The 25,312-nt window shown below is 64.2% G+C and carries 21 protein-coding genes and 3 pseudogenes; 7 read left to right on the top strand and 17 right to left on the bottom strand.

Annotation, left to right across the window (positions count from 1 at the left end; all coding sequences use genetic code 11):
- Nucleotides 1-32: 32 nt before the first annotated feature.
- The 6 genes and pseudogenes from AO398_RS26660 to AO398_RS26635 all read right to left on the bottom strand — a co-directional run bounded on the left by AO398_RS26660 (nt 33) and on the right by AO398_RS26635 (nt 5,098).
- Nucleotides 33-1,658, bottom strand: a complete 1,626-nt coding sequence (locus AO398_RS26660) for a hybrid sensor histidine kinase/response regulator (protein WP_058195248.1) — start codon at nt 1,656-1,658, stop codon at nt 33-35.
- A gap of 323 nt (nt 1,659-1,981) precedes the next feature.
- Nucleotides 1,982-2,182, bottom strand: a complete 201-nt coding sequence (locus tag AO398_RS26655) for a hypothetical protein (RefSeq protein WP_058195247.1) — start codon at nt 2,180-2,182, stop codon at nt 1,982-1,984.
- Nucleotides 2,179-2,445, bottom strand: coding sequence for a hypothetical protein (locus AO398_RS26650; RefSeq protein WP_058195244.1), 267 nt, complete (start codon nt 2,443-2,445; stop codon nt 2,179-2,181). The genes AO398_RS26655 and AO398_RS26650 overlap by 4 nt, the downstream gene beginning before the upstream one ends.
- A 406-nt stretch (nt 2,446-2,851) precedes the next feature.
- Nucleotides 2,852-4,052, bottom strand: a pseudogene (locus AO398_RS26645) (IS3 family transposase).
- Nucleotides 4,053-4,162: 110 nt separating this feature from the next.
- Nucleotides 4,163-4,606 carry a DMT family transporter gene (locus tag AO398_RS26640; RefSeq protein ID WP_058195242.1) on the bottom strand — a complete coding sequence of 148 codons (444 nt, stop codon included), beginning with the start codon at nt 4,604-4,606 and terminating at the stop codon, nt 4,163-4,165.
- A 48-nt stretch (nt 4,607-4,654) separates the two neighbouring features.
- Nucleotides 4,655-5,098, bottom strand: a complete 444-nt coding sequence (locus tag AO398_RS26635; RefSeq protein ID WP_058195240.1) for a DMT family transporter — start codon at nt 5,096-5,098, stop codon at nt 4,655-4,657.
- Between the two features lie 583 nt (nt 5,099-5,681).
- On the opposite strand from AO398_RS26635, the gene AO398_RS26630 reads away from it, so the two are divergent.
- Nucleotides 5,682-6,493, top strand: a protein-coding gene (locus AO398_RS26630; protein WP_244498899.1) for an IS5 family transposase whose coding sequence is annotated in 2 segments (ribosomal slippage) — nt 5,682-6,465 and nt 6,465-6,493 — 813 coding nt in all. Because the reading frame shifts where the segments join, the coding sequence is not laid out codon by codon here.
- A 405-nt stretch (nt 6,494-6,898) separates the two neighbouring features.
- On the opposite strand, the gene AO398_RS26625 is transcribed toward AO398_RS26630, so the two are convergent.
- The 9 genes and pseudogenes from AO398_RS26625 to AO398_RS26590 all read right to left on the bottom strand — a co-directional run bounded on the left by AO398_RS26625 (nt 6,899) and on the right by AO398_RS26590 (nt 13,660).
- Nucleotides 6,899-8,653 (bottom strand): proton-conducting transporter membrane subunit, encoded by a 1,755-nt coding sequence (locus tag AO398_RS26625; protein ID WP_058195238.1) that lies wholly within the window; start codon nt 8,651-8,653, stop codon nt 6,899-6,901.
- Nucleotides 8,650-9,069 (bottom strand): cation:proton antiporter subunit C, encoded by a 420-nt coding sequence (locus AO398_RS26620; protein WP_058195235.1) that lies wholly within the window; start codon nt 9,067-9,069, stop codon nt 8,650-8,652. The genes AO398_RS26625 and AO398_RS26620 overlap by 4 nt, the downstream gene beginning before the upstream one ends.
- Nucleotides 9,066-9,842 (bottom strand): MnhB domain-containing protein, encoded by a 777-nt coding sequence (locus AO398_RS26615; protein WP_058195233.1) that lies wholly within the window; start codon nt 9,840-9,842, stop codon nt 9,066-9,068. Before AO398_RS26615 ends, AO398_RS26620 begins: the two co-directional genes overlap by 4 nt.
- Nucleotides 9,839-10,090, bottom strand: a complete 252-nt coding sequence (locus AO398_RS26610) for a DUF4040 domain-containing protein (protein ID WP_058195231.1) — start codon at nt 10,088-10,090, stop codon at nt 9,839-9,841. The genes AO398_RS26615 and AO398_RS26610 overlap by 4 nt, the downstream gene beginning before the upstream one ends.
- Nucleotides 10,087-10,371: a monovalent cation/H(+) antiporter subunit G gene (locus AO398_RS26605; protein WP_058195229.1), complete on the bottom strand. Its 285-nt coding sequence runs from the start codon at nt 10,369-10,371 to the stop codon at nt 10,087-10,089. The genes AO398_RS26610 and AO398_RS26605 overlap by 4 nt, the downstream gene beginning before the upstream one ends.
- Nucleotides 10,368-10,619, bottom strand: a complete 252-nt coding sequence (locus AO398_RS26600; RefSeq protein WP_082643469.1) for a monovalent cation/H+ antiporter complex subunit F — start codon at nt 10,617-10,619, stop codon at nt 10,368-10,370. The genes AO398_RS26605 and AO398_RS26600 overlap by 4 nt, the downstream gene beginning before the upstream one ends.
- Nucleotides 10,616-11,056, bottom strand: coding sequence for a hypothetical protein (locus AO398_RS26595; protein ID WP_243959533.1), 441 nt, complete (start codon nt 11,054-11,056; stop codon nt 10,616-10,618). Before AO398_RS26595 ends, AO398_RS26600 begins: the two co-directional genes overlap by 4 nt.
- A gap of 783 nt (nt 11,057-11,839) precedes the next feature.
- Nucleotides 11,840-12,028 carry a hypothetical protein gene (locus tag AO398_RS28670; protein ID WP_152997671.1) on the bottom strand — a complete coding sequence of 63 codons (189 nt, stop codon included), beginning with the start codon at nt 12,026-12,028 and terminating at the stop codon, nt 11,840-11,842.
- A gap of 609 nt (nt 12,029-12,637) precedes the next feature.
- A pseudogene (locus AO398_RS26590) lies at nt 12,638-13,660 on the bottom strand (IS110 family transposase).
- A 496-nt stretch (nt 13,661-14,156) separates the two neighbouring features.
- Between AO398_RS26590 and AO398_RS27920 the strand changes: the two are divergent.
- From AO398_RS27920 to AO398_RS26565, 6 genes and pseudogenes are all read left to right on the top strand, one after another.
- A complete protein-coding gene (locus tag AO398_RS27920) occupies nt 14,157-14,921 on the top strand; it encodes a hypothetical protein (RefSeq protein ID WP_243959531.1) in 765 nt (254 codons plus the stop codon).
- Between the two features lie 708 nt (nt 14,922-15,629).
- Complete coding sequence (locus tag AO398_RS26585; protein ID WP_058195227.1) at nt 15,630-18,827, top strand: efflux RND transporter permease subunit; 3,198 nt, start codon at nt 15,630-15,632, stop codon at nt 18,825-18,827.
- A gap of 13 nt (nt 18,828-18,840) precedes the next feature.
- Complete coding sequence (locus AO398_RS26580; RefSeq protein ID WP_058195225.1) at nt 18,841-20,112, top strand: efflux RND transporter periplasmic adaptor subunit; 1,272 nt, start codon at nt 18,841-18,843, stop codon at nt 20,110-20,112.
- 315 nt (nt 20,113-20,427) lie between these two features.
- Nucleotides 20,428-20,859: pseudogene (locus AO398_RS26575) on the top strand (transposase); the annotation flags it as partial.
- Nucleotides 20,860-21,182: 323 nt separating this feature from the next.
- Entirely contained in the window at nt 21,183-22,517 is a 1,335-nt protein-coding gene (locus tag AO398_RS26570) for an IS1182 family transposase (protein WP_058195220.1), read from the top strand.
- Nucleotides 22,518-22,856: 339 nt separating this feature from the next.
- Complete coding sequence (locus tag AO398_RS26565; RefSeq protein WP_058195218.1) at nt 22,857-23,090, top strand: hypothetical protein; 234 nt, start codon at nt 22,857-22,859, stop codon at nt 23,088-23,090.
- 263 nt (nt 23,091-23,353) lie between these two features.
- On the opposite strand, the gene AO398_RS26560 is transcribed toward AO398_RS26565, so the two are convergent.
- Both AO398_RS26560 and umuD read right to left on the bottom strand, forming a co-directional pair.
- A complete protein-coding gene (locus AO398_RS26560; protein ID WP_058195216.1) occupies nt 23,354-24,682 on the bottom strand; it encodes a Y-family DNA polymerase in 1,329 nt (442 codons plus the stop codon).
- Nucleotides 24,679-25,131, bottom strand: coding sequence for a translesion error-prone DNA polymerase V autoproteolytic subunit (gene umuD / locus AO398_RS26555; protein WP_058195214.1), 453 nt, complete (start codon nt 25,129-25,131; stop codon nt 24,679-24,681). Before umuD ends, AO398_RS26560 begins: the two co-directional genes overlap by 4 nt.
- Nucleotides 25,132-25,312 lie beyond the last annotated feature (181 nt).

Genomic DNA, 25,312 nt, shown 5'->3' with positions numbered 1-25,312 from the left:
GCTGGTCCCACCATTTGACGCTACTGCGTTCTTCAACCGATCCCCGTTGGGCCGTCGATGACACGGCGTATCCTCCGAGCGAGTTCCAAGCGCTTGTACGGCTTGTTGATAACCTCGAACTCGGTGCCGCCCGCGTCTGTGCGCTCCAGCGATGCTTCAGCGTAGCCGGTGGTCAGCAGCACCTTGATCTTGGGTTGCCGCTCGCGGGCGGCGCGAGCCAGCATCACGCCGTTCATGCCGCCGGGCATGATCAGGTCGGTAAACAGAAGATCGATCCGGCCCTCGTCATCGAGGATCTCAATCGCTGCCTTAGGCCCATCCGCGATGATGACCTTGTAGCCGAAGTCCTCAAGGATGGTACCGGCGGTAGCCGCCACATCGAGACGGTCATCGACGACCAGGACCGTCTCCGTACCGTGCCGGTCCGCAGCACGTTGCGAGGCTTTCCGGTCATCCTCGATCTTCTGGTCGGTGGCGGGAAACAGTAGGCGCACCGTCGTGCCATGACCAACCTCGGAGATGATCTTGACTGAACCGCCGGACTGTTTCGCAAACCCGTAGACCATCGCGAGGCCGAGCCCGGTGCCTTTGCCCTCAGCCTTCGTGGTGAAGAACGGTTCCATCACCCGCGCCAGGATCTCGGGGGGCATGCCCGCCCCTGTGTCGGTGACAGAGACGACCACGTAGGCACCCGGCCCCACCGTCTTGAACAACGCGCTGTCCTCGTCCTCAACGAGGAGGTTCTCTGTCTTGACGGTGACGGTGCCGCCGCCCGGCATGGCATCACGAGCATTGATAAGCACGTTCAGCAGCGCGACCTCGGCCTGGGTCGGATCGATGCGTGTATTCCAGAGGTCCTCTGCGGGCACCAGACGCATCTCAACATGCTCGCCGAGCGTGCGCTCGGCCATCTCGCTCATGTTCTGCACGAGGCCATTCAGGTTCAGGAGGCGCCCCTCCAAGCGCTGCTTGCGCGAGAAGGCGAGAAGCTGATGGGTCAGCTTGGCAGCACGCTCACTGGCATCGCGCACGGCCTCACCGGCTCTGCGAAGCCGACTGACATCGATGGTGGGATGGTCGATCAGCGCCAGCATCACCTCGTTGTGTCCTGAGATCACTTGGAGCAGGTTGTTGAAGTCGTGAGCGATGCCGCCGGTAAGCTGGCCCAGGCTCTCCATTTTCTGGGCCTGATGAAGTGACTCTTCGGCGTCCCGTCGCCGGGATACGTCTAGCTGGGAGCCAAAGAAGTACACGAGGTCGCCCGACCGGTTGAACACCGGGCTGACGAACAGGGCGTTCCAGAACGAGGAGCCGTCCTTGCGGTAGTTCAGGATTTCGGTCGAGAACTCGCGCTGCTCGGCGATGGCGGAGCGGATCTCGGCGACCGTATCCCGGTCGGTCTCCCGCCCTTGAAGGAATCGGCAGTTCGTACCGATCAACTCCGCACGCGTATAGCTAGTCATGCGCTCGAAGGCGCGGTTGACGAAGATGATTGGGTTGTCCGGCTGGTGCGGATCGGTGACGATCATCGGCATGCGTGTCGTCTCGACGGCAGCGAAGAAGATGTCGTGGTGCTGATCGACAACACCCTCCGGGCCGCTCCCGCTGACTGGCGTGTGGGGGCCGCGGATCGCAGGCTTCTCAGGGGTCGTTACCATCGGCTGCGCTTCAAGACAGATCAGGGCCGAACCGGACCGGACCGTGGGTACGACAGGCCAAATCAGCGGCCGTGCATTCAGAGACCGGAGAGTGCCTATCATGCAGCGCCGTAGAGCGCCTGGGGGCTATGCGGCTACCTGCGGTCGCAGTTCCCCAACGGGTGATCTCCCCTAACGGCGATCCGAAAGAACCCAAGACTCTCTCGCCGCGCTGATCGTATCGTCTCGCGGATAAGTAGCGCGGGCTCGCTCTTGAGCTTCACACCGCCGGTGACGATTTTGGCAACCTACGGCCTCACGGGGGTAGTACCCCGACGCCTCCCCTACGCCGCCGCGATCAGCAGCCAGTTGCGTGCTCTCACTAGGCGTTCCTCGTCCGGGCACATCGGCATCTCGACGATGACGCGCTCTACGATGTGCTGGACCGTCGCTTCGTCTACCCCGAGACCTTGCGCGAAGCCGAACAGCTGAAGCATCAGCCGGGCAACGACAACGCCGTGAGCGTCATCTGGCTCACCGCTCATCCCTGGACCGGGAAGCCCATGATGACAGCGGTCATGACCATCGTGCGGCGTAGACCTGGCGCGGTGCCCTCCTCCGCCAGCACCTTCCTGGCCTGGGGGTGCATCTCGATTGCTTTGGCGACATCGACCCGGTGGCCAGACTCAAAGACGAACGGCTCTGCGTCCTCGTCCTTGAGGTAGGCATCCGTTGCAGCTTCGGTCTCGTCGTCCGTCACCTCGGACTTGCGGCGCAGGTCGCCGACGCTGGGGATCTCTCTGGCCATTCAGGTCGGTAGCGCGGTGCGACGAATGCGTCGAGCGTTTCAACCACCGTATCGATCAAGGCTCGTCGCATCACATATCGAAAACCTCAGATCACCGGGCACGAGGTGTGTGCCTAACAGGATTGTGAGCAATCGAAACGTGCGCTTGGCGTCGGGTCATGCATCGTGTTCCGAATGCGATCCTTGAAGAATCTAGAACAAGCGATCCTCAAGGTGCTGACAGACCATGCTGTCAGCACCAGCGTGATCAAATACCGGGCTGGCGTACCGTTGAGCCAGCGCAATGGCCCGACGCTGGCGGCCTGCCTTGAATTAGAACGCCGAGGTCTAGCTTTGAGTGTCGGCTCCGGCTTGTCCCAGAGATGGAGCCTTCCCGACAGTGGGATTGCCCCGTTTCTGTGGACGGTTAGAGGGCTTGGCTGAAGAGGGGCTCGGGTAACGGGTCCGGCTGGGTTTCCTGCTCGTAGACGACGGGGGCGCGGTATCCAAGCGCCGAGTGCCGGCGCTGCGGATTGTAGAAGCCCTCGATGTAGCTGAGCAGGCCATCCGTGCCTCGGCCTGCGAGCGGAAGCGACGACGTGCGAGCAGTTCGCATTCGAGGGTCGAGAAGAAGCTCTCGGCCATGGCGTTGTCGTAGGCATCGCCGACCGAGCCCATTGAGGGTCGCACGCCCGCTTCCTAACAGCGGCTGCCGAAGGCTAGCGACGTGTATTGTGAACCCTGATCCGAATGACGGATCACGTCGCGGGGCCTGCGCTGGGTGACGGCCATCTCCAGGGCGTCCAGGACAAGCTCCGACCGGAGGTGATTGGCCATCGCCCAGCCGACAATCCGGCGGCTGAAGGCGTCGAGTACGACGGCGAGGTAGAAGAAGCCGGCAGCAGTCGGCACATAGGTGATATCCGCCACCCACAGTTGGTTCGGGGCGGCGGCGGCGAAGTTGCGGTCGACGAGATCGGGAGCCGGACGCACCTCCCGGTCCCGGCGCGTCGTGATGGGGCCACCGGGCCGATGGCTGGCCCCGACGAAGCCGGCCTCGCGCATCAGCTGGGCAATGGCGGGCACCCATTGCACATGTGCAATGGGACCCGTGTCTGCGGGATGCCGCTCGCCCTGCTCGCGCAGGTCGGCGTGGACGCGTGGCGCGCCATAGGTCTCGTGCGAGCTGAGATGGACGGTGCGGATCCGCTTCAGCAGGGCAACGTCCGCCACACGTCGCGCCGAGGGCTGCCGGTCGGCCCAGGCATAATACCCGGCCTTCAACACGCCGAGGGTGTGCGCCATCACCGTGATCGGGAAGTCGGCCTGGTTGGCGCTCATGAACCGGAAGACCCCAAGGGCAGAACTCCAGTCTCCCGCGCAAACTGGGCTGTCGCGCGAGAGAGGATATCGCGCTCCAGCCTCAACTGTCGGTTCTCACGCCGTAGCCGGATGAGTTCGTCGCGCTCGACCGTCGTCAGGCCGGGATCGGCACCCGGGAGCTTCTCCTCCCGACGCCCCTCGATACAATCGACCTCGGCGACCCAGTTCCGAATGGTCTGGCCCTAGGGTTCGAACTCGCGAGCCAAATCGGTGGGATCACGGCCGGCGCGGACCAGATCGACCATCTACCGGTGGAACTCGGCGGGGGATGCGGGACAGGTCTTGGGCATCGGACGAACACCTCACGCAAAAGCGGTCTCAATGTCCATCAAACCGGGGCAATCCCAATCCCACGTTAGAACCGTGCAACCAGCGCAACGCCCCCAATCATCATGGTACCGCCCAGTACTCGCCAAAGGCTGACTTCGTGGACCTTGAAACCGACGAGGCCGAAATTGTCGAGAAGGATCGACGTGACGACACCCGCCGTGACAAGCAACCCAAGGAAGGTCGCTGCTCCGACCTTCTTGGATACGTAGAGCTGGGCAAGTGCCAGGACCGCGCTCAGCACTCCCCCGTACCAAGCCCACCAGGGAACCTGCGCCAGACGGTCCATTCCTGGCCATCCGTACTGTCCGGTCACCAGCATCACCACTGCAAACGTGGCAATGCCGATGATTAGGCTGATGATGCCCGCCAGCAGTGGCCGCCCGAGCGACTTCGCGAGGCCAGCGTTCTGGCCAGGTTCGATTGCGCTGGCGATGCCCGCCAGCAGCACGAACCCATAGAGAAAAAGCATGTCGTGATCCTGCTAGACGCAAGGCGTTCGGAGCATTGGCCGTGGCTGTCAAAACAACGCCACGAGGGCGACGCCGGTAATCATCAGAACCCCGCCAACGACCCGCCAGCGGCTGGCGCGATGCCGATCGAAGCCCACGAGACCATAATGGTCGAGGATGATCGAGCCGATGACGCCCGCCGTGACGACGCAGCCCAGGAACGGCGCAGCGCCGAGCTTCTCGGAGACGTAGAGCTGCGCCAGAACGATCGCAGCTCCTAAAATGCCGCCGGGCCAAGCCCACCACGGGACCCTCGACGTGGCATCGACCGCGGGTTTGCCCCAGAGGCGGACAACGGGCATCACAGCGAGGAGGCAGACGACCGATAAGCCGAAGCAGAACAGACCTGCCAGCATGGGTTGTCCCGTGGCCTTCGCCAGGGTGGCGTTCTGCCCAGGCTCGATGGCGTTGGCGACGCCGGCCAAGAGGGCGATGGCGTAGAGGTACCACATGGGCGGCCTAAGCTATCTCTGCGCCCACCCCGCGCTGAACGGGGCCGCGAGACGGGTCCATTGCCAAACACAGCAGCGCGACAGTTGACTGCATCACATTGGCGCCCTGGCCCAGGGACAGATCGCCCCAGGGGATTTCCCAGGTGTCAGCTGCACGGGCCGACTCCATCTATCCGGGTGAAAACCAGGCCGACCTTGATCTTTGTTATTTCGGGAGGGATCGTTGGGCGCAGGCCCCATAGCAACCTTGCCCGGCAAGGCCGATAGCAGCGAGAAGCTTGGACGGAACGAGCAGACAACTTGATGCACATCAGCGGATTGGACTGTCTAGCGACCATACGTTTCGAAAAAATACGGCCTTTCAAGAGCATTATTTGAGTATTCTGCATCATATAACTAAAAATGACATTCTGCCGGAACTTGATACCGCCCACGTTGGCGTCTCATTGCGAGACATCCTCGATAATACCTAGACAGTCGGAGACATCACTTAGAGCCCGTCCGATAACGATCCGAGGCGGGGTTGAGGGGCCGGGATGGCGATGATTCCAGGCGGGTTGCTGAAGCCTAACCTGGAAGCGCCATGTGGACCCCGACCACCCGGCGGCAGCATAGCCGCGCATGCCTTCGCTATGAAACCGATCTCACCGATGCCGAGTGGGTGGTGATCGAGCCGCTGATGCCGAGGCCTGAGCCACGCGGGCGGCCTCCGGTCTGGACGCCGCGGGAGATCTTGAACGCGATCGTCTCAGTCCTGCGCGGCGGCATCGCATGGCCGCTGATCCCCAAGGATCTGCCGCCGCGATCGACCACGTTCGGCTCCTTCAGCCGCTGGCGCGACGCAGGGCTGTTTAGCCGGATCAATCACCACCTCCTCATGGCTGATCGCGAGCGTGTCAGACGCGAAGCCTCGCCGTCCGCCGCAGTGCTCGACAGCCAGACAGTCAAAACCACGGAGAGCGGCGGGCCGCGCGGCTACGACGCCGGTAAGAAGGTCAAAGGCCGCAGGCGCCAAGCGCTGGTCGATACGGACGGGCGTGCGCTCGTCCTCGATCCGCAGCCTGCCGACGTGCGGGACCGGGACGGAGCCGTGCCGGTCCTGCACGTGTCACGCCGAAGCTGCCCGTTCATTACCAAGGCCTCCGCCGACGCCGGCTATGCTGGCGACAAGGCAGCGAGCGCGACGATCATCGCCGTCGAGATCGTGCGCAAGCCGCCGGATCAGGTCGGCTTCGCTGTGCATCCACGCCGGTGGGTCGTTGAGCGGTTCTTCGCCTGGATCAGTCGCAACCGGCGCCTCTGGAAGGACCCGGAAGCGACCCTCGCCTCTGCCAAAGCCTTCCTCTACGCCGCAGCCGTCATGATTTCGTCAGACGTCTCGCCCGATCACCATGACTTCTCGGACGGACTCTGAGACGACAACCTGTTCTGAACGGAGTTGGGCCGCTCCGCGGACCGGCTGGTCTGCGGATCCGATGCTGCTTGGTGATCGACGACACAACCGAGCCATTTAATCTGAGCAATCATCATCCTTCAAGCAGACGCGGCTGGATAGGTCGATGGGTGCTTTGGGGGCGAGTGTCTCGCCCCGGGGCTGCCGCTCAATACCTCGAAGAACGGAGCAGTCGGTTATCGGTGCTCATCTGACCAAGCTATTCGCGGACGGACCGGTAGCTCGCCATCGCGTCGGGTTCCGGGGTACGAATGAGCCAGTCCCGCCTCGCGGGATTGCCTTGGCGGTCATCGACTACTCTAAGTCTTTCGCGCCTGCCTCACGCACGGGATAACTGAATGAGACGCTCATGACACAGCGAGGATGCTCGCTATCAACGCCACGCCGATCGCGAGCCAGGCCGCATAGTCGCCGATCAGTCCGCTGTGCAGCAGCTCGAGAGCGCGCGTTGGCACCGATTGTGTGGCGCGGAGCGGGCGGATGACGAGCTTCGGCAACCGCGTCCGAAACAGGCCGTAGCCGGCCCCCGCCAGGGCCAGCGCAACGGAGATCCAAGTCAGCCATGCCGGCCCCTCGGCCTTCGCTGACACGGAAGGCTGATGCATGAAGGCCGAGGCAGCTTCCGGCGTCGCGTTGGCGATCAGGCTTGCCGGCAATCCGACATCAAAGGCTAACAGGACGCAGCACGGTCCTAGCATCACCCACAGCGGACGGTTGGCCTTCTCGCGCTCGTCCTCGCTCGGCGCCCCGCCCTCGTCGCCGGGATCGGGCCCGAGTCCGAGAAAGATGCGGCCTGTCGCCCGTAGAACGGCTGCCCCCGTCAGCCCCGCGCCGATGGCGCCAGCGGCGAGCGCGATCCAGCGCTCTTGGTGCCAAAGCGCGCCCTGGACGAGACGCGTACCTTGGTCGAGGACGCCGATCGGCAGGCCGCATAGCAGGAGGCCGGCCAGAGCCATCGCGAATCCGGCTGGCCCGATCCCACGTCCGAGGCCCCGCAGAGCAATCTCGTCGATACTGGCCCGGGTTGCCAGCAGGATGCCGGCAATCATGAACAACGCGCCTTTTACCAGACCGTGACCCACGACGTAGACCAGCATCCCTCCTGTGCCAGCCGGCGAAAGGGCTCCCAGGGCGGTGAGCATGATCCCGGCATGCGAGATCGTCGAAAAGGCCAGCATTCGCTTCATGTGGCGTTGCAGCAGCGCCATCCAGCCGCCGAGGATGGCGGTGATGCTGCCTAACCCCTCGAGAAGAGTTGGTAGAGCATGCTGGACTTGGTCGGAGCCGGCGAAAACAACGGCGCTCACCTTCGCGAGGCCGAAGAGTCCTAATGACACCATCGCGCCAGAGAAGATCACTGAAACCGGGCTCGGCGCCACCGCGTGAGCGTCCGCGAGCCAGAACTGGAACGGTACGATCGCGCCTTTGATCATCAGAGCGGTCGCCACTAGGCAGAAAGCCCCGGCCACTACCGGATCCCGACCGCCGCGTCCCACCGCAGATGCGATGCCTTCAAAGTCAAGGCTGCCGGTCTGGGCGTAAATCAACCCGATGCCGCCGAGCATCAAGAAGCCGGCGAGGCTGTTGATGACGGTGAAATTGATCGCACCCGAGAGGGCGGATTTCTCCAGATGGTAGGCGGTGAGTGCAAAGGCAGCGACGCTCATCACCTCGAACCACACGAACAGGTTGAACATGTCGCGGGTGAAACAGAACCCGATCATGGCGGCCAGGAACAGCAGCATCAGGATGTGAAAGTGACCGTGGGTCCGGTCGAAAAAGCCCCACGCGAAGATGAAGGTTAATACGTAGAGCACGCCGATGAAGGCCGCGATCCAGCCGCTAGCCGCGTCCACGCCGAAGCCAATTCCGAGATGGACGCCGTCACGCGGCTCCCAGCCGCCGAACCAGTAGACCAGGGGACCGTCGGCAGCGTGAACAGCGATCATGCCGGACAGAATCGCGACGCTGAGCGCGGCGAGCGTCGCCAGGATGTCGGGCAGCCGGCCGGGCAGCAGGTGGGCGGTCGCCAGCATCACCGCGCAGAAGACCAGCGGGATGGCGACCGGCAGGGGGAGAAGCGCGGAGGGCCCGAGGGTCACAAGACTGTCCGCTTACCGTCGTGTCCGCGGTCCGATCCCTCGGCGCGGTCGGAGCCCTGCCGGGCGCGCATGGGGCGGAGCTTCTCTGGGTCGAGGCTACCGCTACGCTTGTACACTTGGATCGTCAGCACGAGGAGCAGGGCTGTTAGGGTCGCGCCGACCACGATGTCGGTGAGCACCAGCGCCTGCATGACCGGATCGACGGCTGGCGTGCCCGGAGGGTGATCGTAGAAGATCGGCGCGATGCTGCCCCAGCGGTAGCCGAGGCCGAGCAGCAGCACGTAGGTCGCCGACTGGCAGACGCCGAGGCAGCCCACGAGGTGGATTAAGTTCCGGCTCGTGGCGATGCCATAGAGGCCTGCGCCGAACAGCCACACAGCGACGGCATAAGGCAGGATGTTCGAGACCACACTCACGCGGATTCCTCTCCGGGCTCGTCGAGCTCGTCCGCTTCGCGGGTCTCTTCCATGAATTCCAGGAAGAGCTGAGTGAAGCCCCCCGCCACCGCTAAGGCGACGCCGAGATTCTCGACGAGCATCAGGCCGCCCGACATCAGGTCGCGGAAGGTACCGAGCGGCATTATGTTCTGCATGAAGGCGGCACCGGTCAGCATCGGTGCCAACCCACACAGGGTGAAGAGCAGGGCGCCCCCGCCCTCCAGCCCATCGAGCCAGTGGCTGCGCACCGCGTCGCGCCAGCCAGCATAGCCCTCGCCGAGGTAGATTATCAGCGTCCCGGATGCGAGGATCACGCCGCCCTGGAAGCCCCCGCCTGGGGTAACGGTCGCGTGCACTACCACATACAAGCCGAACAGGGCCGTGAGCGGGCCCGCGATCCGGCACACGAGCACCACGGCCTCGGAGCGCGGTATTACCGCACGTCCAGGCCGGCGCAGGGCACGCTCGGTGTTGCCCTCGCCGCGGCGGCCACGCAACAGCACCACCGTCCCGGTGATGGCGGCGAGCAGCATGAACTCCTCGCCCAGAGTGTCGAGCCCGCGCAGATCGAAGTTGATCGCGCTGACCATGTTGGCGACGTGCCGCGCCTCTGGCGTGATTGCGTTGATGCGTTCGCCGTACTGGGCGATCGTGGCACCGAAGGGCGGCAGTCCGGTGATCACCGCTGCGGCGCCCGGGAGCAGGACTACGCCGGCCAGGGCGAGCAATGCGACGCGAATACGCGGTGTCACGACTCCTTCCCGGGTAGCTGATTGCGTACCGCCATGAGCGCCACGAGGTAGAGGAGCGGCACCGCCGCCGAGCCGACTGCCAGCTCCGATAGAGCGACATCCGGGGCCTGCAGCGCGTCGAAAAGGATCGTCAGGACGAGCCCATTGACCGCGATGACGAAGACCTGTCGGGTGGGATCCCGGACGAGCACCACGGCGGTTCCCGAGAGGGCAGTGAGCAGGAAGAGCAGGGGCAGGATCGCGCTCATGCCGAGCGCCCTTCGCGCATCAGCATGGCCCGGCCGGACACATGCGATAGCACCGCCGCCCAAGCGAGGAAGACGACCATTATCAGCAGGATCTTCACCGAACGCCCTGAGACGCCGTCCGCCAGGAAGGCCGCCGCCGTTACGAGGACGGAGGTCGTGACGTTGAGGAAGGCGAGGACGTGCAGCCGTTCGAGTGCTCGGGGCAGGCGCCACAAGGCAAGAGACGCCAGCCACGTAATGGCTATGGTGAGGCTCAGCAGTAAGCCGATCGCGAGGGTCATATCCAGCGCTCCAGGAAAACCGCTAGAAGCATCGTGCCGGGCAGACTGAGCAGCACGAGTGTCAGGGCGAGATCGGTGATCGACGCCTGATCTGTGGCGAAGGCCATCAGTGTCAGGATCAGCACCGTGACGGTGCCGGCGAACTGGTAGGCGGCGAAACGCTGGCTGGGGCTGCCGCGCCACGCCAGCATCACCGCGAGGGTGAAGGGCGGCATCAGCGCCAGGATGGCGGCCGTCCAGATCGTCACGGCGCCTCGCTCCTCAGGGCGTGCGTCGTCACTGTCCCGTGAGCGCGGTCCAGGTTGAGCACGAAGCTGTCCGGAGCCAGGGACGCGGCGAGCAGACCGACGGCTCGCGCGGCCCGAGCTGTCGGCCCGTCCGGCGTCGCCCAGCCCAGGCCGGCCACGCTGCGCTCGCAGATTTTTCCGCCCGCACCACACGTGCGCACGGCCTCTATCAGGTGACGCCCCGCTTGGGCGGTTTGTCGGGGCAGGTTGAGGATCGCGGCCCCGAGCGGGCGAAGCGCCGCTCGATCGAAGCGGAACCGCAAGCCGCTACGCCGCCCGACGCCCCACCACCAGGCCGTACCGAGCGTGGCGCAAACGATCGCGGCCAAGCCCTCGTTGACGCTCACCGTACCGGCAAAAACGAGGTAGGTAAGGGCGAGAGCAATCCAGATCGCCACAGCGTCGCGCGTCGACTGCTCCGCGATGCTTCTGATTGGTCCTACCTGCATCGACCCCGCCCGCATCGATCCTGAACGAAGTGCGTCACGCGAAGCGTGGCCATGCACCCGCCGTGCACTAACCGTGGCCGCACTGATGCCGTTCCTGGAATTCGGAGACACAGATTTGTGTAGGAAGGTATCGGCTCACCGGGGTGCGCCTTATTCCCCTACCGTCATACCCTGCGCTGCTTTGGTCAGCGGGCCTGAAATGAGGCGGCGGAAGATGCATCGATCTGGACTGCCCCTCCTGTAGGGCGCCACGTTGCAGAAAGAGTTGTTGGCGCAAGGCAGTCCCTGGGTCGGGTGAGCACAGCCATCCGGAACGATCGATGAAAGACGAGATCGTTGACATCCGCTTCCTTCGTGCGGGTCGGACCTGAGTGAGCCTGTCTGCTTATCCAGCCGATCTACTTCGAAGCAAACCAGCGGTTTTAGGCCAGCTTCGGTGGTTTTGGCGGACGCCTCTGAACGGCTGGGTTAGTGGGTTTCTAACGGTCTGCTTCACAGCAGCGGATGCATGAAAATCAAAGTAGACCACAGCCACAGGGGCCCCTCCCGACCCGCGACAGACCGCCGACTGGCTTCGTCAAGGTCCACTGGACGGTAAGGCTTAGTCGTAATTACTCCTTCGTGTGAAGCGCAATTTCTTGCGAGCTCCGGAACGTCCACCGGACGCCAGGTAACGGAAATTTGTTGTGGTAATTGAGAGCCAATTTGCAATTCGGGAGTTAGGGCGATGGATCACCATTGTGAGGTTTTGTTTTGAAACTTCACTGTAAAGCAGAAAGGTTTCGTTTTGCGCATATCATTCGTCTCGGTCGCGGCATTCATGGCACTTAGTGTTGTTTCACTTGCAACACCAGCCTCTGCCGCCGTAATCAATTCAGGTATCGCCTCGGCTCCTTCCAGTATGATCACTAACGTACGCATGCAGCGTCGCATGACCAGTTATCACATGCGGCATCGGATGGCTCGTCGTCGTTTCGAGCATCGGAGAATGTGGGGCAACTGAATAACTACTGAGCTGCTGGTTTGGCTAGCACACGAACCAGCAGCTCAGGATGATAGATTTTTGTATAGTTTATATCCCATCATAATCGGCGTGCATATTTAACCCCGGCAAATCGCCATCAGCAGGTGGGATGACAGCGCCCATCTATTGTGCTGCCGTTCGAAAGCTGTCCGGGCGAGATCCATCCTGGGCCCGAGTCGTCGGACGGTCGGCGAATGACCGCTAAGGGAAGCGCCGCTAGCTGTCCCAACGACCGACATGGGTCGAGGCTGTCGTCTAATCGCCCGGTATAAAGCAATTCCTCTTTGGATAGTCTGGCTGTCGTTTGCCGGGAGCACGGTCGTCTTTGCGGTCGGCATGAGCCGCCGCATGATGGGGCTTCGCAGGATGAACCTTCCGATGTGTGACGCGCTCGATGGACCGGTGAGGATCTCAGGGTGCAACAGCCTCGGCGGAATGGTTCGCTCACGTCCCGGCAGGGACGCCTTGACGCGCTTTGACGCGTGGCAAGCTCGGGGGTTCTGGGATCAGGCCACGGCAGCCTTCGCCAGGCAGGGCTGGCCGGACCGCAACATGGCATGCATGACGACAGCCAGTTTGCGCGCGACGGCTACGGCGGCACGCTTGAAGCCCAGCCGCTCGCGCAGCTTCAGCCCCCAGGCGTGCAGGTCGCTGTCCACTCGGCTTCGCGTCAGTAGAACGGTTGCGGCTTCGTAGAAGAGCCCCCGCATAAGCGCGTCTCCTCTCCGGGAGATGAGGCCGTCATAGTCGATCTCGCCCGACTGATAACGTCGCGTCGTCAGCCCGAACCAGGCGGCGACGGAACGTGACGATCTGAAGTTCGCAGGACCCTCGATCGCGGTCACGAAGGCGGGTGCGGTGATCTCCCCGATCCCGGAGATCGCCATCAGACGCTGGCAGGCTTGGCTTTGCCAGGCACTGGCCAGGAGCTGGCGCCCGAGTTCCGCCGCCCGCCGGCGAACCGCACCCCAGGCCTCCAGCAGCGGGAGGATGACGCGAGCGAGACCGTCCTAGTCCGAGAACAGACGTCGAACCTCCGCCTCGAACGATCTGCCCTTTGCGCCCGGCACGATCAAGCCGAACGTCTTTATCAGACCGCAGATCTCATTGGAGAGTTCGGTCGTCATCCGCACGAGCTTGTCCCGCCCGGCGACCAGCGTCCGCACAAGCGTGCTGTCGTATCCCTTCACACAGACTTCGCGAAAGAAGCCGACCTTGGCCAGATGAGCCAAACCATCGGCATCGTTGGCGCCGGTCTTGTTGGCGGCCATGTCGAGGGCAGCTTTGCCATGGCGAGCGTCGATATAGATCGCCGGAAGACCTTCCGCCGTGAGGGCATGGAAGAACCAGATCGACAAGGACCCCGTCTCGAACACGATCTGTCGAGCTTCGGGGGCGTGCGTGCGCACAGCCCCGGCAATGACGACGGGATCGAAGGCGCACTTACCCGGCCAAATCCGCTGACCGTCGCGCCGCACACAGATCGCAATGTCTTTCAACGACACATCGGGACCGATATACTCGCTCATGGTCGTTCTCCGCTCAATGTATAGGCCCGGCGTCCAGTTGTGAGCCCGCACCTTCATCCTGCCGGGAACAACCATCTCTTCCATTGTAGACCGCCTCACTCCGGCCCTGAGGGGAACGCTCAAGCGATTACCTCATGTGTGAAAACTCATGGCTTGTTGAAGAATTTCCCTGGTGCGCCCCGGGTCGCAGCCAGCGCAGGCATTCCGACGGCATCACCGCCGCCATACAGGATGCTCAAATGGCAGCAGCGTAGGAGATTGTTCCACAATTTCGGCTTGGACCTAAGTTTTCACGCAGCCTGCACTCCAAGCCGAAGTTGCTTGATGGCGGACCAATGGCCGCTTTCGGGAAGCGCCGATGGCGCCCCAGGCAATCGAGTTGGGTCGGTAGGAAGCCGTCTGCTTTCTCGCCGCACAGCTCCGAAGCGGACCGGCAGCTATCGGCCAATCTGGTCCTTTCCAGCCCGATCAGATCCCAGACAAGCAGACCTTCCGAATGCCCGCGGCGACCGCCCATTGTGTGCATCCGCAAACCGCCGTATGCGCGACGGCGATGCCCAGGCGATCAACGCGCACCATCCGGTACGATAGCCTCTTTGACGAGGTCAGCTTGCGCCTCCCTCTGTTCGAGGGCCTCTCTGGCGACAACATTCAGCATCTCTCAGCCTTGGGATTCGGTCGCGGCTTCCTGACAGCCTCCCTCCGAGCCCGCCTGCGCAAAGCAGGATTTCGCGACCTATCTCATTTGGCTCAGTCTTCTCCCGAAGAGATCGCTCGCATCAGGAAATTCGGACCGGTCCGGGTCGAGCTTATTCGAACTTTCATCCTCGATGAGATTGCACATTGGCTGCCGAGCGCACGTCAGACGCACGCAGTCGCGGCTACCAGGGAACGAAGGCTCGAGCTGCTGCGCGAAACGCAAATCAAACGTCTGGCACTGGACGCCGACAAGATCGCAGCGCTCGGGTTCGCTGGCAGCTCTTGTGCGGATATGGCCGGCCGTTCGCGCCTCAACCTCCTCGGTACAGGACTTGTGACGCCCATCGACGTAGACTGTTTCGTCATGACGCTCGCCCGTTTTCTGGGAGCGTGCAGGACGTCCGCTCGTTACCCCGGCGACGGGGCAAGGGAAGCGCTGTCAGCGGAAATGGAGACAACCGAGGTCCGTCGTGCCGCATTGCTGGCGGACCAGGATCGTGAATGGGAGGAGGCCGCTCCAGCCAGAGATTGGCGTCGGATTGGCATAGTTCGGAGGGTTTAGGGCGACGATAACATGCGGACTCGACAGGACCGTGGGGAACTCGCTGAGCTAGGCAGTATCAATCACAGAGTTGGATTAAGCGAACCGCAAGCGGACCCTCTGTATTTCGGAGAAGGGTAGGGAGCGGAAGTTATGTCAAAGCTCAGAAGGGAACCTTTGGAGTTGCGCCCGTCCGGGGACGTCCGAGGCCTTCGCCTTGATTGAAGCGGACCTCGGTACGATCCATCAATCCTCATGGTGGGAAATGCGTTCACCATCCGCAAACCCTGGTTAACGCGCCTCGGCCAATGAAGGTCGGCACGGTCTCAGTCGGGGCATCGGCGTCTACCTCAACGAACGATGAGCCGCCGGCGAAGCGCCCCGTGTCGTCCGAGATCAGCTGTTGATTCAAAGCGCGGATGGGCCAGTTCCACCACGCCCTCATTTAGTCGGTAGCTCAGTTTTCCGCAACGGTGGTCCAAATTGTCAAGGCGCAGTGAGCGCTCGGCATGCCGCAAAATTACGCATTGAAGGCTGTTCAGAACCGTCGAGGACAGCAAAGGTAAATAAAATGAGCGCATATGGTGAATTGTATCTCCATGTTTCTGGCCATTCTCGGGAACAACATCATCAAATTGCCGCACTGGCCCGATGAATGCATAATACGATATGCTTCTGTACGCGTCCGTTAGGACCCGTCGACCGGATTGATCAAGGCGAATTCAAGGTATGGCGGCGATCGTCCGACTGGCCCTGCTGCGGCCCTACACATTCGTCGTGATGTCGATCCTGATCCTGATCTTCGGGGTCATGGCGATCGTGCGCACCCCGACCGACATCTTCCCCCGGATCGGCATCCCGGTGATCAGCGTCGTCTGGCAGTACACCGGGTTGCAGCCCGACGACATGGCGGGGCGCATCGTCTCGGTGTTCGAGCGCTCGCTGACCACCACAGTCAACGACATCGAGCACATCGAATCCCAGTCGGTCCCGGGCTACGGGATCGTGAAGATCTATTTCCAGCCCGGCGTCGACATCACTGCAGCCCAGGCGCAGGTCACATCCATCTCGCAGACGCAGCTCAAGCAGCTGCCGCCGGGCGTCACGCCGCCCCTGATGCTCGCCTACAACGCGTCGAGCGTGCCGATCATCCAGCTCGCCCTGTCCAGCGACAGCCTCTCGCAGACGGCGCTCAACGACCTCGCGCAGAACTTCATCCGGCCTCAACTCACCACGATCCCCGGGGCGCAGTTGCCCTACGCCTACGGCGGCGCCGCGCGCCAAGTGCAGATCGATCTCGACCAGTCGGCGCTGCACGCCCACGGCCTGTCGGCGGCCGACGTCGGCGCAGCCTTGGCCCGGCAGAACCTGATCAACCCGGTAGGCACCCAGAAGATCGGGACCTTCGAGTGGATCGTCGACCTCAACGACTCACCCAAGACCATCGAGGCGTTCAACGACCTGCCGGTCAAGGTCGTGGACAGCGCCGTGGTTTTCATGCGGGACGTCGCCCACGTGCGCAACGGCTCGCCGCCCCAGACCAACGTCGTCCAGCTCGACGGCAAGAAGGGCGTGCTGATGTCGATCCTCAAGATCGGCAACGCCTCGACCTTGGACATCATCGCCGACGTCAAGGCGCGCCTGCCCGCCATCCAGGCGGGGCTGCCGACGGGCGTCGACCTCAAGTACGTGGCCGACCAGTCGGGCTTCGTGCGCGAGTCCGTTGTGGCGGTGGTTCGCGAGGGGGTCATAGCCGCGGCGCTGACCGGCCTGATGATTCTGGTCTTCCTGGGCAGCTGGCGCTCGACCCTGATCATCACCGTGTCGATCCCGCTCGCCGTGCTGTGCTCGCTGATCGCGCTCTCGGCGCTCGGGCAGACCATCAACGTGATGACGCTTGGCGGGCTCGCCCTGGCGGTCGGCATCCTGGTGGATGACGCCACCGTGACCATCGAGAACATCAATCGACACATGGAGGAGTTCGGCGAGGACATCGTCACCGCTATCACCCGCGGGGCGCAGGAGATCATGCCGCCGGCCACCGTCGCCCTGTTTTGCATCTGCATCGCCTTCGTGCCGCTTCTGGCGCTAGGCGGCGTGGCAGGCTTCCTGTTCCGGCCGCTGGCGATGGCGGTGGTGTTCGCGATGATCGCGTCCTACGCGCTTACCTACACCCTGGTGCCGACGCTGGCGCGCTACCTGCTGACCGAGCACGCACACGGACAGGATTCGGCCGGCAAGCCCAGCTTCTTCGCCCGGTTTCAGCGGGGCTTCGAGCGCCGCTTCGAGGCCCTGCGGCAGGCTTATCTCGGGCTGCTCGGCTTGGCGCTGTCGCTCCGGAAGTCCTTCGCGGTCGGCTTCCTCGCGGTGGTCGGCCTGTCGTTCGGCCTCGTCCCCTATCTCGGGCGGGACTTCTTTCCGGACATGGATGCGGGGGCGCTACGCATCCACCTGCGGGCTCCCACGGGCACGCGCATCGAGGAGATGACGGCGTTGACCGGGCGGGTCGAGGGAAGACTGCGCACGCTGATCCCGCTGGGACGCGTGGCTAGCGTTGTCAACAACATCGGCCTTCCGATCAGTGGCATCAACATTTCCTACGGCAACAGCGGCACCATCGGCACCTTCGACGCCGACATGCTTGTGACCCTCGACGAGGCCGGAGGCGGCGGGGAGGGCGGGCGATCGACCGCGGCCCTGACCCGACAGCTGCGCGAGCGTCTGCCGCAGGATTTTCCCGGCGTGACCTTCGCGTTCCTGCCCGCCGACATCGTCAGCCAGATCCTGAACTGCGGCTCCCCCGCCGCGCTGGACGTGCAGGTCGCCAGCCGCGACGTGGCGGGGGGCCGCGCCTACGCCAACACGCTCCTGGCCCGGGTTCGGCGCCGCGCCGGCGTGGCGGACGCCCGCATCCAGGAGCAGGCGCGCAACCCCGCGTTGCGGGTCGATTTCGACCGTGCGCTTGCCGGGGTCGTCGGCCTGACCGAGGGCGACGCGGCCGCGAGCCTCCAAGCGACGCTGTCGGGCAGTACGCAGACCGCCCCGACCTATTGGCTCGACCCGCGCAACGGCGTGTCTTACCCTGTCTCAGTCCAGACGCCGCAATATTCGATCGACACGCTGGGCGCACTCAACAACCTGCCGATCACCGCCGCCCGCTCGGAGCAGCTCCTGGGGGGCTTGGCGACGATCCGCCCGGAGCCGCTCAGCGCGGTGGCGACCGACTATAACATCGCCCCCACCGTCAACATCCTGGCCACGACGCAGGACCGAGATCTCGGCGGCGTCACCGCGGACATCCAGCGGGCGATCGACGAGACGCGGGCCGACCTACCGAAGGGGGCGACCGTCACGGTGCGCGGGCAGGCGGTGACCATGGCGCAAGCCTACCAGCAACTGCTCGTGGGCCTCGCCTTCGCGATCGTGCTCATCTACCTGCTCATCGTCGTCAACTTCCAGTCCTGGGTCGACCCGTTCGTCATCGTGACGGCGCTGCCAGCGGCGCTCGCCGGCATCGTGTGGATGCTGTTCGCCACGCACACCCACGTCTCGGTGCCGGCGCTGACGGGGGCGATCATGTGCATGGGTGTCGCGACCGCCAACTCGATTCTAGTCATCAGCTTCGCCCGCGAACAGCTCGACGCGGGACGCACGGCGATCGAGGCTGCCCTGGCGGCCGGGGCGACGCGTCTGCGGCCTGTGTTGATGACCGCGCTGGCGATGATGATCGGCATGGCGCCGATGGCGATCGAGCCGGGTCAGAACGCGCCGCTCGGCCGCGCCGTGATCGGCGGACTGCTGTTCGCCACGCTTGCGACGTTGTTCTTCGTGCCGGTGGTCTTCGGCATCGTGCATGGACGGCCCCGCCGCGCCGGGGCCCGACGCGAAGACGCTTCCCCTCAAGCCCTCTCATCCCCATCAGCCTAACCCCAGATCTCGCATGCACCCCACCCAACACGTCAAATCCGAGGACGCCGCGCACGCGGGCGCCGAGCCAGCTGTCGCATCGCCTCGCCTTCCATCGGGGCGCCGGGTCGGCCTGCTGCTGGCCAGCGTGGCAATCGGCGCCGCGGCGCTCGCCTGGGTCGGCATCAACGACCGGGCGAAGGGGATGCAGGAGGTCGCGAGCTGGACCGAACAGCAAGCAGTACCCACCGTCCGTGTAGTGCACGCGCGGCGCGGGCCCATGGACGAAGACCTGACCCTGCCCGGCTCGCTGAGCGCCTTCTACACTGGTACGTTGTATGCCCGCGCTAGCGGCTACGTCACGGCTTGGCACCGGGACATCGGCGCACGCGTGCGCAAGGACGAGGTCCTGGCCGAGATCTCGGCGCCCGACCTCGACCAGCAACTCGCCGAGGCGCGCGCTACCCTCGTTCAGCTCCAGGCTGCGGTCGACCAAGCCCAAGCGAACGCCGATCTCAGTGCGGCCACCAACAAGCGCACCGCCCGCCTGGTAACGCAGGGCTGGTCTAGCGAGGAGCGCGGCGACACCGACCGCTTCACCGCGGCCTCGCGTACGGCGGCCCTATCGGTGGCCAAAGCAAACATCGTCGCCCAGCAGGCAAACGTCGGGCGTTTGGAGGAACTGACACGATTCAAGGAGGTCCGAGCACCCTTCGACGGCGTCGTAACCGCGCGCAACGTTGACATCGGCGACCTGCTCACCGCAGGGGGAACCTCGGGTCGGCCGCTCTATCGGGTCTCGGACCTCCACCGGGTGCGTGTCTACGTGAACGTGCCGCAGGCCTTCCTCGCCGTGATGAGGCCGGGGCTGAAGGCTTCCTTGCACGTGCCAGGGCAGGAGGCATCGTTCGACGCAGAGGTGACCTCGACTGCAAATGCCATCGCGGAAGACACCCGCAAGGGTCTGGTGGAGCTCCAGGCTGACAATCCGGAAGGCAAACTCTGGCCGGGGGCGTTCGTGGAGGTCCGGTTCCACGTGCCTTCAGACCCGGGGACGCTGCGCGTGTCCGCCACCGCGCTGGTTTTCGACCGCAACGGCACGCAGGTGGCGCAGGTGGGCGACGATCACCGGGTCGCACTTAAGCCTGTGACGCTCGGGCGGAACCTCGGCAACGAGGTCGAGGTGCGCGCTGGCGTGGGCATTACCGATCGGCTTATCGACAACCCTCAGGAGTTCCTGGCCAGCGGAGACGTCGTCCGCGTCGCCGGGGAAGAGACTGCGCCGCGTACCGCCTCAGCGAACTGACGATAGCCTCCATGACCGACGTTCCAGGCCTCCGCGCGGTGCAACTTCACTTGCTGTTGCGACTGGGACAGGCTCCTCTGCAACCGGACAACACGGCGCTTTCGCTGGCCGCCGGCGGCCCCGGCTTGGCAACTTGATGCAGGCCGCTCCTTCGCTGCGTCGAACGAGCTACATCTGCCGGACAGCTTCCGACCAAGATTGGTCACGGATGAGGATCAGACTTACGGTAAGCAATCTTTCTGAACTTCGGAAAAAGGTCCTGGCTGTGTCAAAACCTTGGTGATGGTATCTTTTCCGGATCGACCGGAGGATGGCATGGGACGGTTTGTTGTCGGTGCCGAGCGCGATCGGACGACGCTGTTTCCGCCTTGTCTTGAAGACTGGATTGCCGAGGACAACCCGGTCCGCGTGGTCGATGCCTTCGTGGACGCGCTGGATCTCGGCGCGCTCGGCTTCGCGGGCGTCGATGCGGCACGGACGGGACGACCGGGTTACCATCCGGCCGCTCTCCTAAAACTCTACGTCTACGGCTATCTCAACCGGGTCCCGTCGAGCCGGCGTCTGGAGCGTGAAGCGGGCCGCAACGTCGAGGTCATGTGGCTGACAGGCCAGCTGTCGCCCGATCACAAGACCATTGCCGAGTTCCGCCGGCAGAACGGACCGGCCATCGGACGCGTCTGTGCCGGCTTCATCGCGTTGTGTCGCGAGATCGGCCTTCTGACGGGGACGCGCGTCGCAATCGACGGGCTCGAAGTTCAAGGCGGTCCTGTCCGTCGTCAGTTCGCGCGCCATCGTGGCCTTCAGTTGGTGGCCCAGTGCACGGGATTGCGCGGAGAGATGACACCCTATGCGCCTTCTCGGGGCAGGGCGCTAATGCGGTCACGCTGAGGTGGTTTAGCCGCCTAGTGGACTGCCGAGCCTTCGACCACCGTGCAGATTGCGAGCGCGCCGGAACTCCGCGTCGAGACTGGAGAGGCGGGGCCAGAATGTCACTTGCCTTCGCCGAAGCGCTAGGAGCCCGTCCAAGTAATCCTCTCGACGGCGACGTTAGAGGGTGATTCACTCGGCTCATGGCTAAGGTGTTTCGCTCCTGGGATGTGGATCAGGGCTGGTTGCTACCGCCCTCGCTGCACGAGTTCGTGCCGCCCGGGCACGTGGCGCACTTCGTTCGCGACACGGTGCGGGAAGCGCTCGACCTCTCGGCCATCCTCGACACCTACACCGAAGAGCGAGACTACCCACCCTACCATCCGGGGATGATGGTGGCGCTGCTGCTCTACGGCTACAGCCGCGGCTTGTACTCGACGCGTCAGCTCGCCCGGGCCTGCGAGGAACGGGTCGACGTCATGGCGGTGACCGGGCTGAACCGGCCGGACTTCCGCACCATCGCCGACTTCCGCAAGCGCCACCTCGTGGCCCTGTCGGACCTGTTCGTGCAGGTGCTGCGCCTGTGCCGCGCGGCTGGTCTGGTCCAGTTCGCCCACGTGGCAGTGGACGGGACCAAGGTGAAAGCCAACGCCTCCCGCCACAAGGCGATGAGCTACGGACGCATGAAGACGGCTGAGCCGGGGCTGGCCGCCGAAGTCGACGCCTGGCTGGAGCAAGCGGGCGAGGCGGACGCGGCCGGGGATGCGGTGCAGGGCGCGAACCGACGGGGCGACGAGACGCCGGACTGGATGGCCGACAAGCAGCGACGGCTGGAGACGATCCGTGCCGCCAAGGCTGCCCTGGGAGCGGAAGCGATCGATCCGCCCAACCCCGAGGACGAGAGCGGGCCGGGTGCATCCTCGGGCATGCGCTGGCAGGGTCGGCCCCTACGTGCCGAGGACGGCGGACGACCGGACCGGGCGCAGCGCAACTTCACTGACCCAGACAGCCGGATCCTGCCGACCCGCGACGGGCTCGTACAGGGCTACAATAGGCAGATCGCCGTCGATGCCGCGCATCAGATCATCGTGGCGCCCCGCCTCGTGACAAACGCCGCCGACGCCCGCGCCCTCGTGCCACTCATCGATGACGTCCGCGCTCATCTCGGGCGCAAACCGTGCGAGGTCTCGGGCGATGCAGGCTTTGCCAACGAGGCGAACCTGGCCGCGCTGAAGCAGCGGCGGATCACCCCCTATCTCGCTCCGGGGCGGGCGCGTCACGGCGAGGGCGATGCGACCGGTCGTCGAAGGCTGACGAAGACGCCCCTAATGCGTGCGATGGCCGCGCGGCTGAAGCGGGCTGGCCGCCGGAGCCGCTACCGCCTCAGGAAGCAGATCGTCGAGCCGGTGTTCGGGCAGGTCAAGCAGGCCGGGGGCTTCCGACAGTTCCTGCTACGCGGCCTCGATCAGGTCCGCGGCGAATGGGCGATGATCTGCACCGCCCACAACCTCCTCAAGCTGGCCAAGGCCGGGCACTGAGCATGACGCAGGCTGCTAGCTCGCCCTGATCTCAACCCTGATCTCGATCCGCAAACCTGTTACTCGGACGGGCTCCTAGGGCTTGCAGTTAGGAAGAGGTGCGGGAGGGTGGGCGAGTAGCACTCAGCGAACTCCCAGCTTTCATTCTGGGGACACGCATCGCTTTATCGTCTTCGTGCGTTTCTTATTGGCAATCGCTCAGAACGGAGCGAGTTAGGCGAGCGTACGGAGGCAGAAATGCTACGCGGCGGATTGCTATGGCTAATCTAAAAACCGCTGCATATCATCCTATTTCTATGGTTATTTGGTGTCTTTCACCGAGCTAAGGTGCGCACAAACATGTCCTATACGGTCGAAATCACGATCGCCGAGCCTGCTTCAACCGATGAGGAGGTAGAGACGCGCATGTACCAACTGCCCGATCCCTACGAAACGGTAGCAAGCGCTAGTGAGGCTGCTGCCGTGCACATCGCCAGCCTCAACCTCAAACCGGCGGCGGTGATCTACAGCGTGTTCGATCGCGAAGGCTTCACAGTGGCTTCAAGTGTCGAGGAGTTGGCCGAGGCCGGGTAACGACGCCTTGGACCTGTGATTTCGGCGACCCCGATCAGGCCTGGGCAGAAAAAAGGCCACCCCCGAAGGAGCGGCCCGAAGTCTTGGGAGGAAACGCCCTTGGGAGGGCTGCAGGACCACGATGTCATCGCCGTCCCACAGCATCGACCTATGCACCTTCAGTGCAGCGAACAACCGCCCATAGGTTGTAGCCCGCGCATAAGTGGCGTTGTTTCAGCTCTCAGGTGCGCTTCCACACCATGGCTGGATGCGACCTGCGATCATCAGGCGTGCGCCACCGGCAGCTCGCCCACCTGCGTCGTGTAGCGCGGCGTCCGCATCTCGAACTTCGTGTTCCACCTCCGCTTGGCCACCAGCCCCGAGCGGGCGGGCACTACGGCCCCGCGGCCCCAGCGCGCGTTGCAGGCGTCCATCGCCGCCATGAGCGGCCCTGACCGCTCCCGGTCCATGGCGTCGATCAAGGCCCGCGGGCTGTGCGACAACGGCACTAGGTCGTTGGTGATGATGCCGGCCTTGGAGTACCGCCACGACCGCTGGCCGGGCTCGCGCCAGGTCTTGGCCACCCCGAGCCGTGCTGCCTTAATCAGCGCCAGCGTGTCGTTGGTGTGCTCGGGAAGGGTGATGGTAGTGGAGACCGAGCGCATCGGAGCATCCCGATCGTGCTCGCTGGTATGGTAGAAGATCGACACGTGGTTGGTGGCCAGCCCCTCCCGCCGCAGCTTCTCGCCCAGTCGGGTAGCATGTGCGGCCACCGCCTCCTCGAGTACCGCCCGTTCGGTGATGCGGCTGCTAAACGACCGCGTGACCGCGCAGCCCTTCCGTCGGGCCGGCACCATCTCCAAGGGCAGACAGGCGAGCCCGCGCAGCTCGTGGATGATGCGCTCGCCCACTACCGTTAGGCCCTTGCGCACCGGCTGCGAGTCGAGGTCGCGCAGGTCCGCTACGCTCTCTACGCCCATCGCTTCCAGCTTCGCCAGCGAGGCCCGGCCGATACCCCAGACCTCGGCGACATCGATCCGGCAGAGCCAATGCTCGTAGGCGACCGGGTCAGTCAGATCGCATACACCCTGCAGCTCGTGCACGGTCTTGGCGATGTGGTTGGCCAGCTTCGCCAGTGTCTTGGTCGGGCCGATGCCGACACAGGTCGGGATGCCAGTCCAGGCCCGCACCGTGGCGCGCAGATCCCGGGCGAGTTCCTCCCGTAGACCCGGCGCCACGTCCGAGAGGTTCAGGAAGCTCTCGTCTATGGAGTAGATCTCCACCTGCGGGCTGAACTGCCGGTACACAGCGTTGGTGCGCCCCGACATATCACCGTAGAGGGTGTAGTTCGACGAGAAGACGCGCACGCCCTGCCGCCGGCACAGGTCGCGGATCTTGAAGTACGGCTCGCCCATCCGAATACCGAGCGCCTTGGCCTCGGCCGTGCGGGCGATGGCGCAGCCGTCGTTGTTCGAGAGGACGATCACCGGCACCAGGGCGAGCTTCGGATCGAACACGCGCTCGCACGAGCAGTAGAAGCTGTTGCCGTCGATCAAGGCCACGGCGCGGCCGCCACCGATGCGGTCGCGTTGGCGCGGGGCCGGCGCACTCACGACAGCTGCCCGCGGGCGACGTGCCAGCGGATCGAGAAGCGGACCACGCCCCAGATCACGCCCTCGCCGAGTTCGTCGACCGCGAAGGCTGGCAAGGCTGGATTGCAGAACGCCAATCGGGCGACGTTGCCGTCGATCACCAGGCGCTTGCAGCTCATCTGCCCGTCGACCGCCGCAACGACGATGCTACCATGGGACGACTTGAGGCTGCGGTCGACGCAGGCGAGATCCCGGTCGTAGATCCCGGCCCCCTCCATGGACGATCCGGAGATGCGCCATAGGAACGTGGCGGGCGGGTTCGGCACGAGCCAGCGCGGCAGTTCTAGCGCGCCCTCTAGGAAGTCGTCGGCTGGGCTGGGGAAGCCAGCGCATAGGGCCTGCCCGATCAGCGGGACCCGCACGGCGTCGGGACTGCCGACGAGCAACTCGTCGATCCGGTGAGCTGGCATGAGACTCAGCGAGTTCCGGCGTCCACAGCTGGTTCGTACCACCGGGCGTGCATCGCGACCTCCATATCGAATAGAACACACCATGAACAAACACGGCGCGTGAGCGTAGTTCAATGGCTGTGTCGGGCCCCGCCGAGATCGCAGTGGGCGAGTGTGGAAAGGTCGGGAAAAGGCCAATGCC

It is taken from the genome of Methylobacterium sp. GXS13 (assembly GCF_001455965.1).
GTDB lineage: Bacteria > Pseudomonadota > Alphaproteobacteria > Rhizobiales > Beijerinckiaceae > Methylobacterium.
The sequence above is the reverse complement of the archived record's forward strand: the minus strand, read 5'-3'. Positions and strand labels throughout refer to the sequence as shown.

Bases quoted from the DNA above. Each gene is read 5' to 3' on its own strand.
- AO398_RS26660 (WP_058195248.1), bottom strand. From the start codon at position 1,658: ATGGTAACGACCCCTGAGAAGCCTGCGATCCGCGGCCCCCACACGCCA.
- AO398_RS26655 (WP_058195247.1), bottom strand. From the start codon at position 2,182: ATGAGCGGTGAGCCAGATGACGCTCACGGCGTTGTCGTTGCCCGGCTG.
- AO398_RS26650 (WP_058195244.1), bottom strand. From the start codon at position 2,445: ATGGCCAGAGAGATCCCCAGCGTCGGCGACCTGCGCCGCAAGTCCGAG.
- AO398_RS26640 (WP_058195242.1), bottom strand. From the start codon at position 4,606: ATGCTTTTTCTCTATGGGTTCGTGCTGCTGGCGGGCATCGCCAGCGCA.
- AO398_RS26635 (WP_058195240.1), bottom strand. From the start codon at position 5,098: ATGTGGTACCTCTACGCCATCGCCCTCTTGGCCGGCGTCGCCAACGCC.
- AO398_RS26610 (WP_058195231.1), bottom strand. From the start codon at position 10,090: ATGAGCGCGATCCTGCCCCTGCTCTTCCTGCTCACTGCCCTCTCGGGA.
- AO398_RS26605 (WP_058195229.1), bottom strand. From the start codon at position 10,371: ATGACCCTCGCGATCGGCTTACTGCTGAGCCTCACCATAGCCATTACG.
- AO398_RS28670 (WP_152997671.1), bottom strand. From the start codon at position 12,028: ATGCGTACGTTAGTGATCATACTGGAAGGAGCCGAGGCGATACCTGAA.
- AO398_RS27920 (WP_243959531.1), top strand. From the start codon at position 14,157: ATGCCCGCGGCGACCGCCCATTGTGTGCATCCGCAAACCGCCGTATGC.
- AO398_RS26585 (WP_058195227.1), top strand. From the start codon at position 15,630: ATGGCGGCGATCGTCCGACTGGCCCTGCTGCGGCCCTACACATTCGTC.
- AO398_RS26580 (WP_058195225.1), top strand. From the start codon at position 18,841: ATGCACCCCACCCAACACGTCAAATCCGAGGACGCCGCGCACGCGGGC.
- AO398_RS26570 (WP_058195220.1), top strand. From the start codon at position 21,183: ATGGCTAAGGTGTTTCGCTCCTGGGATGTGGATCAGGGCTGGTTGCTA.
- AO398_RS26565 (WP_058195218.1), top strand. From the start codon at position 22,857: ATGTCCTATACGGTCGAAATCACGATCGCCGAGCCTGCTTCAACCGAT.
- umuD (WP_058195214.1), bottom strand. From the start codon at position 25,131: ATGCCAGCTCACCGGATCGACGAGTTGCTCGTCGGCAGTCCCGACGCC.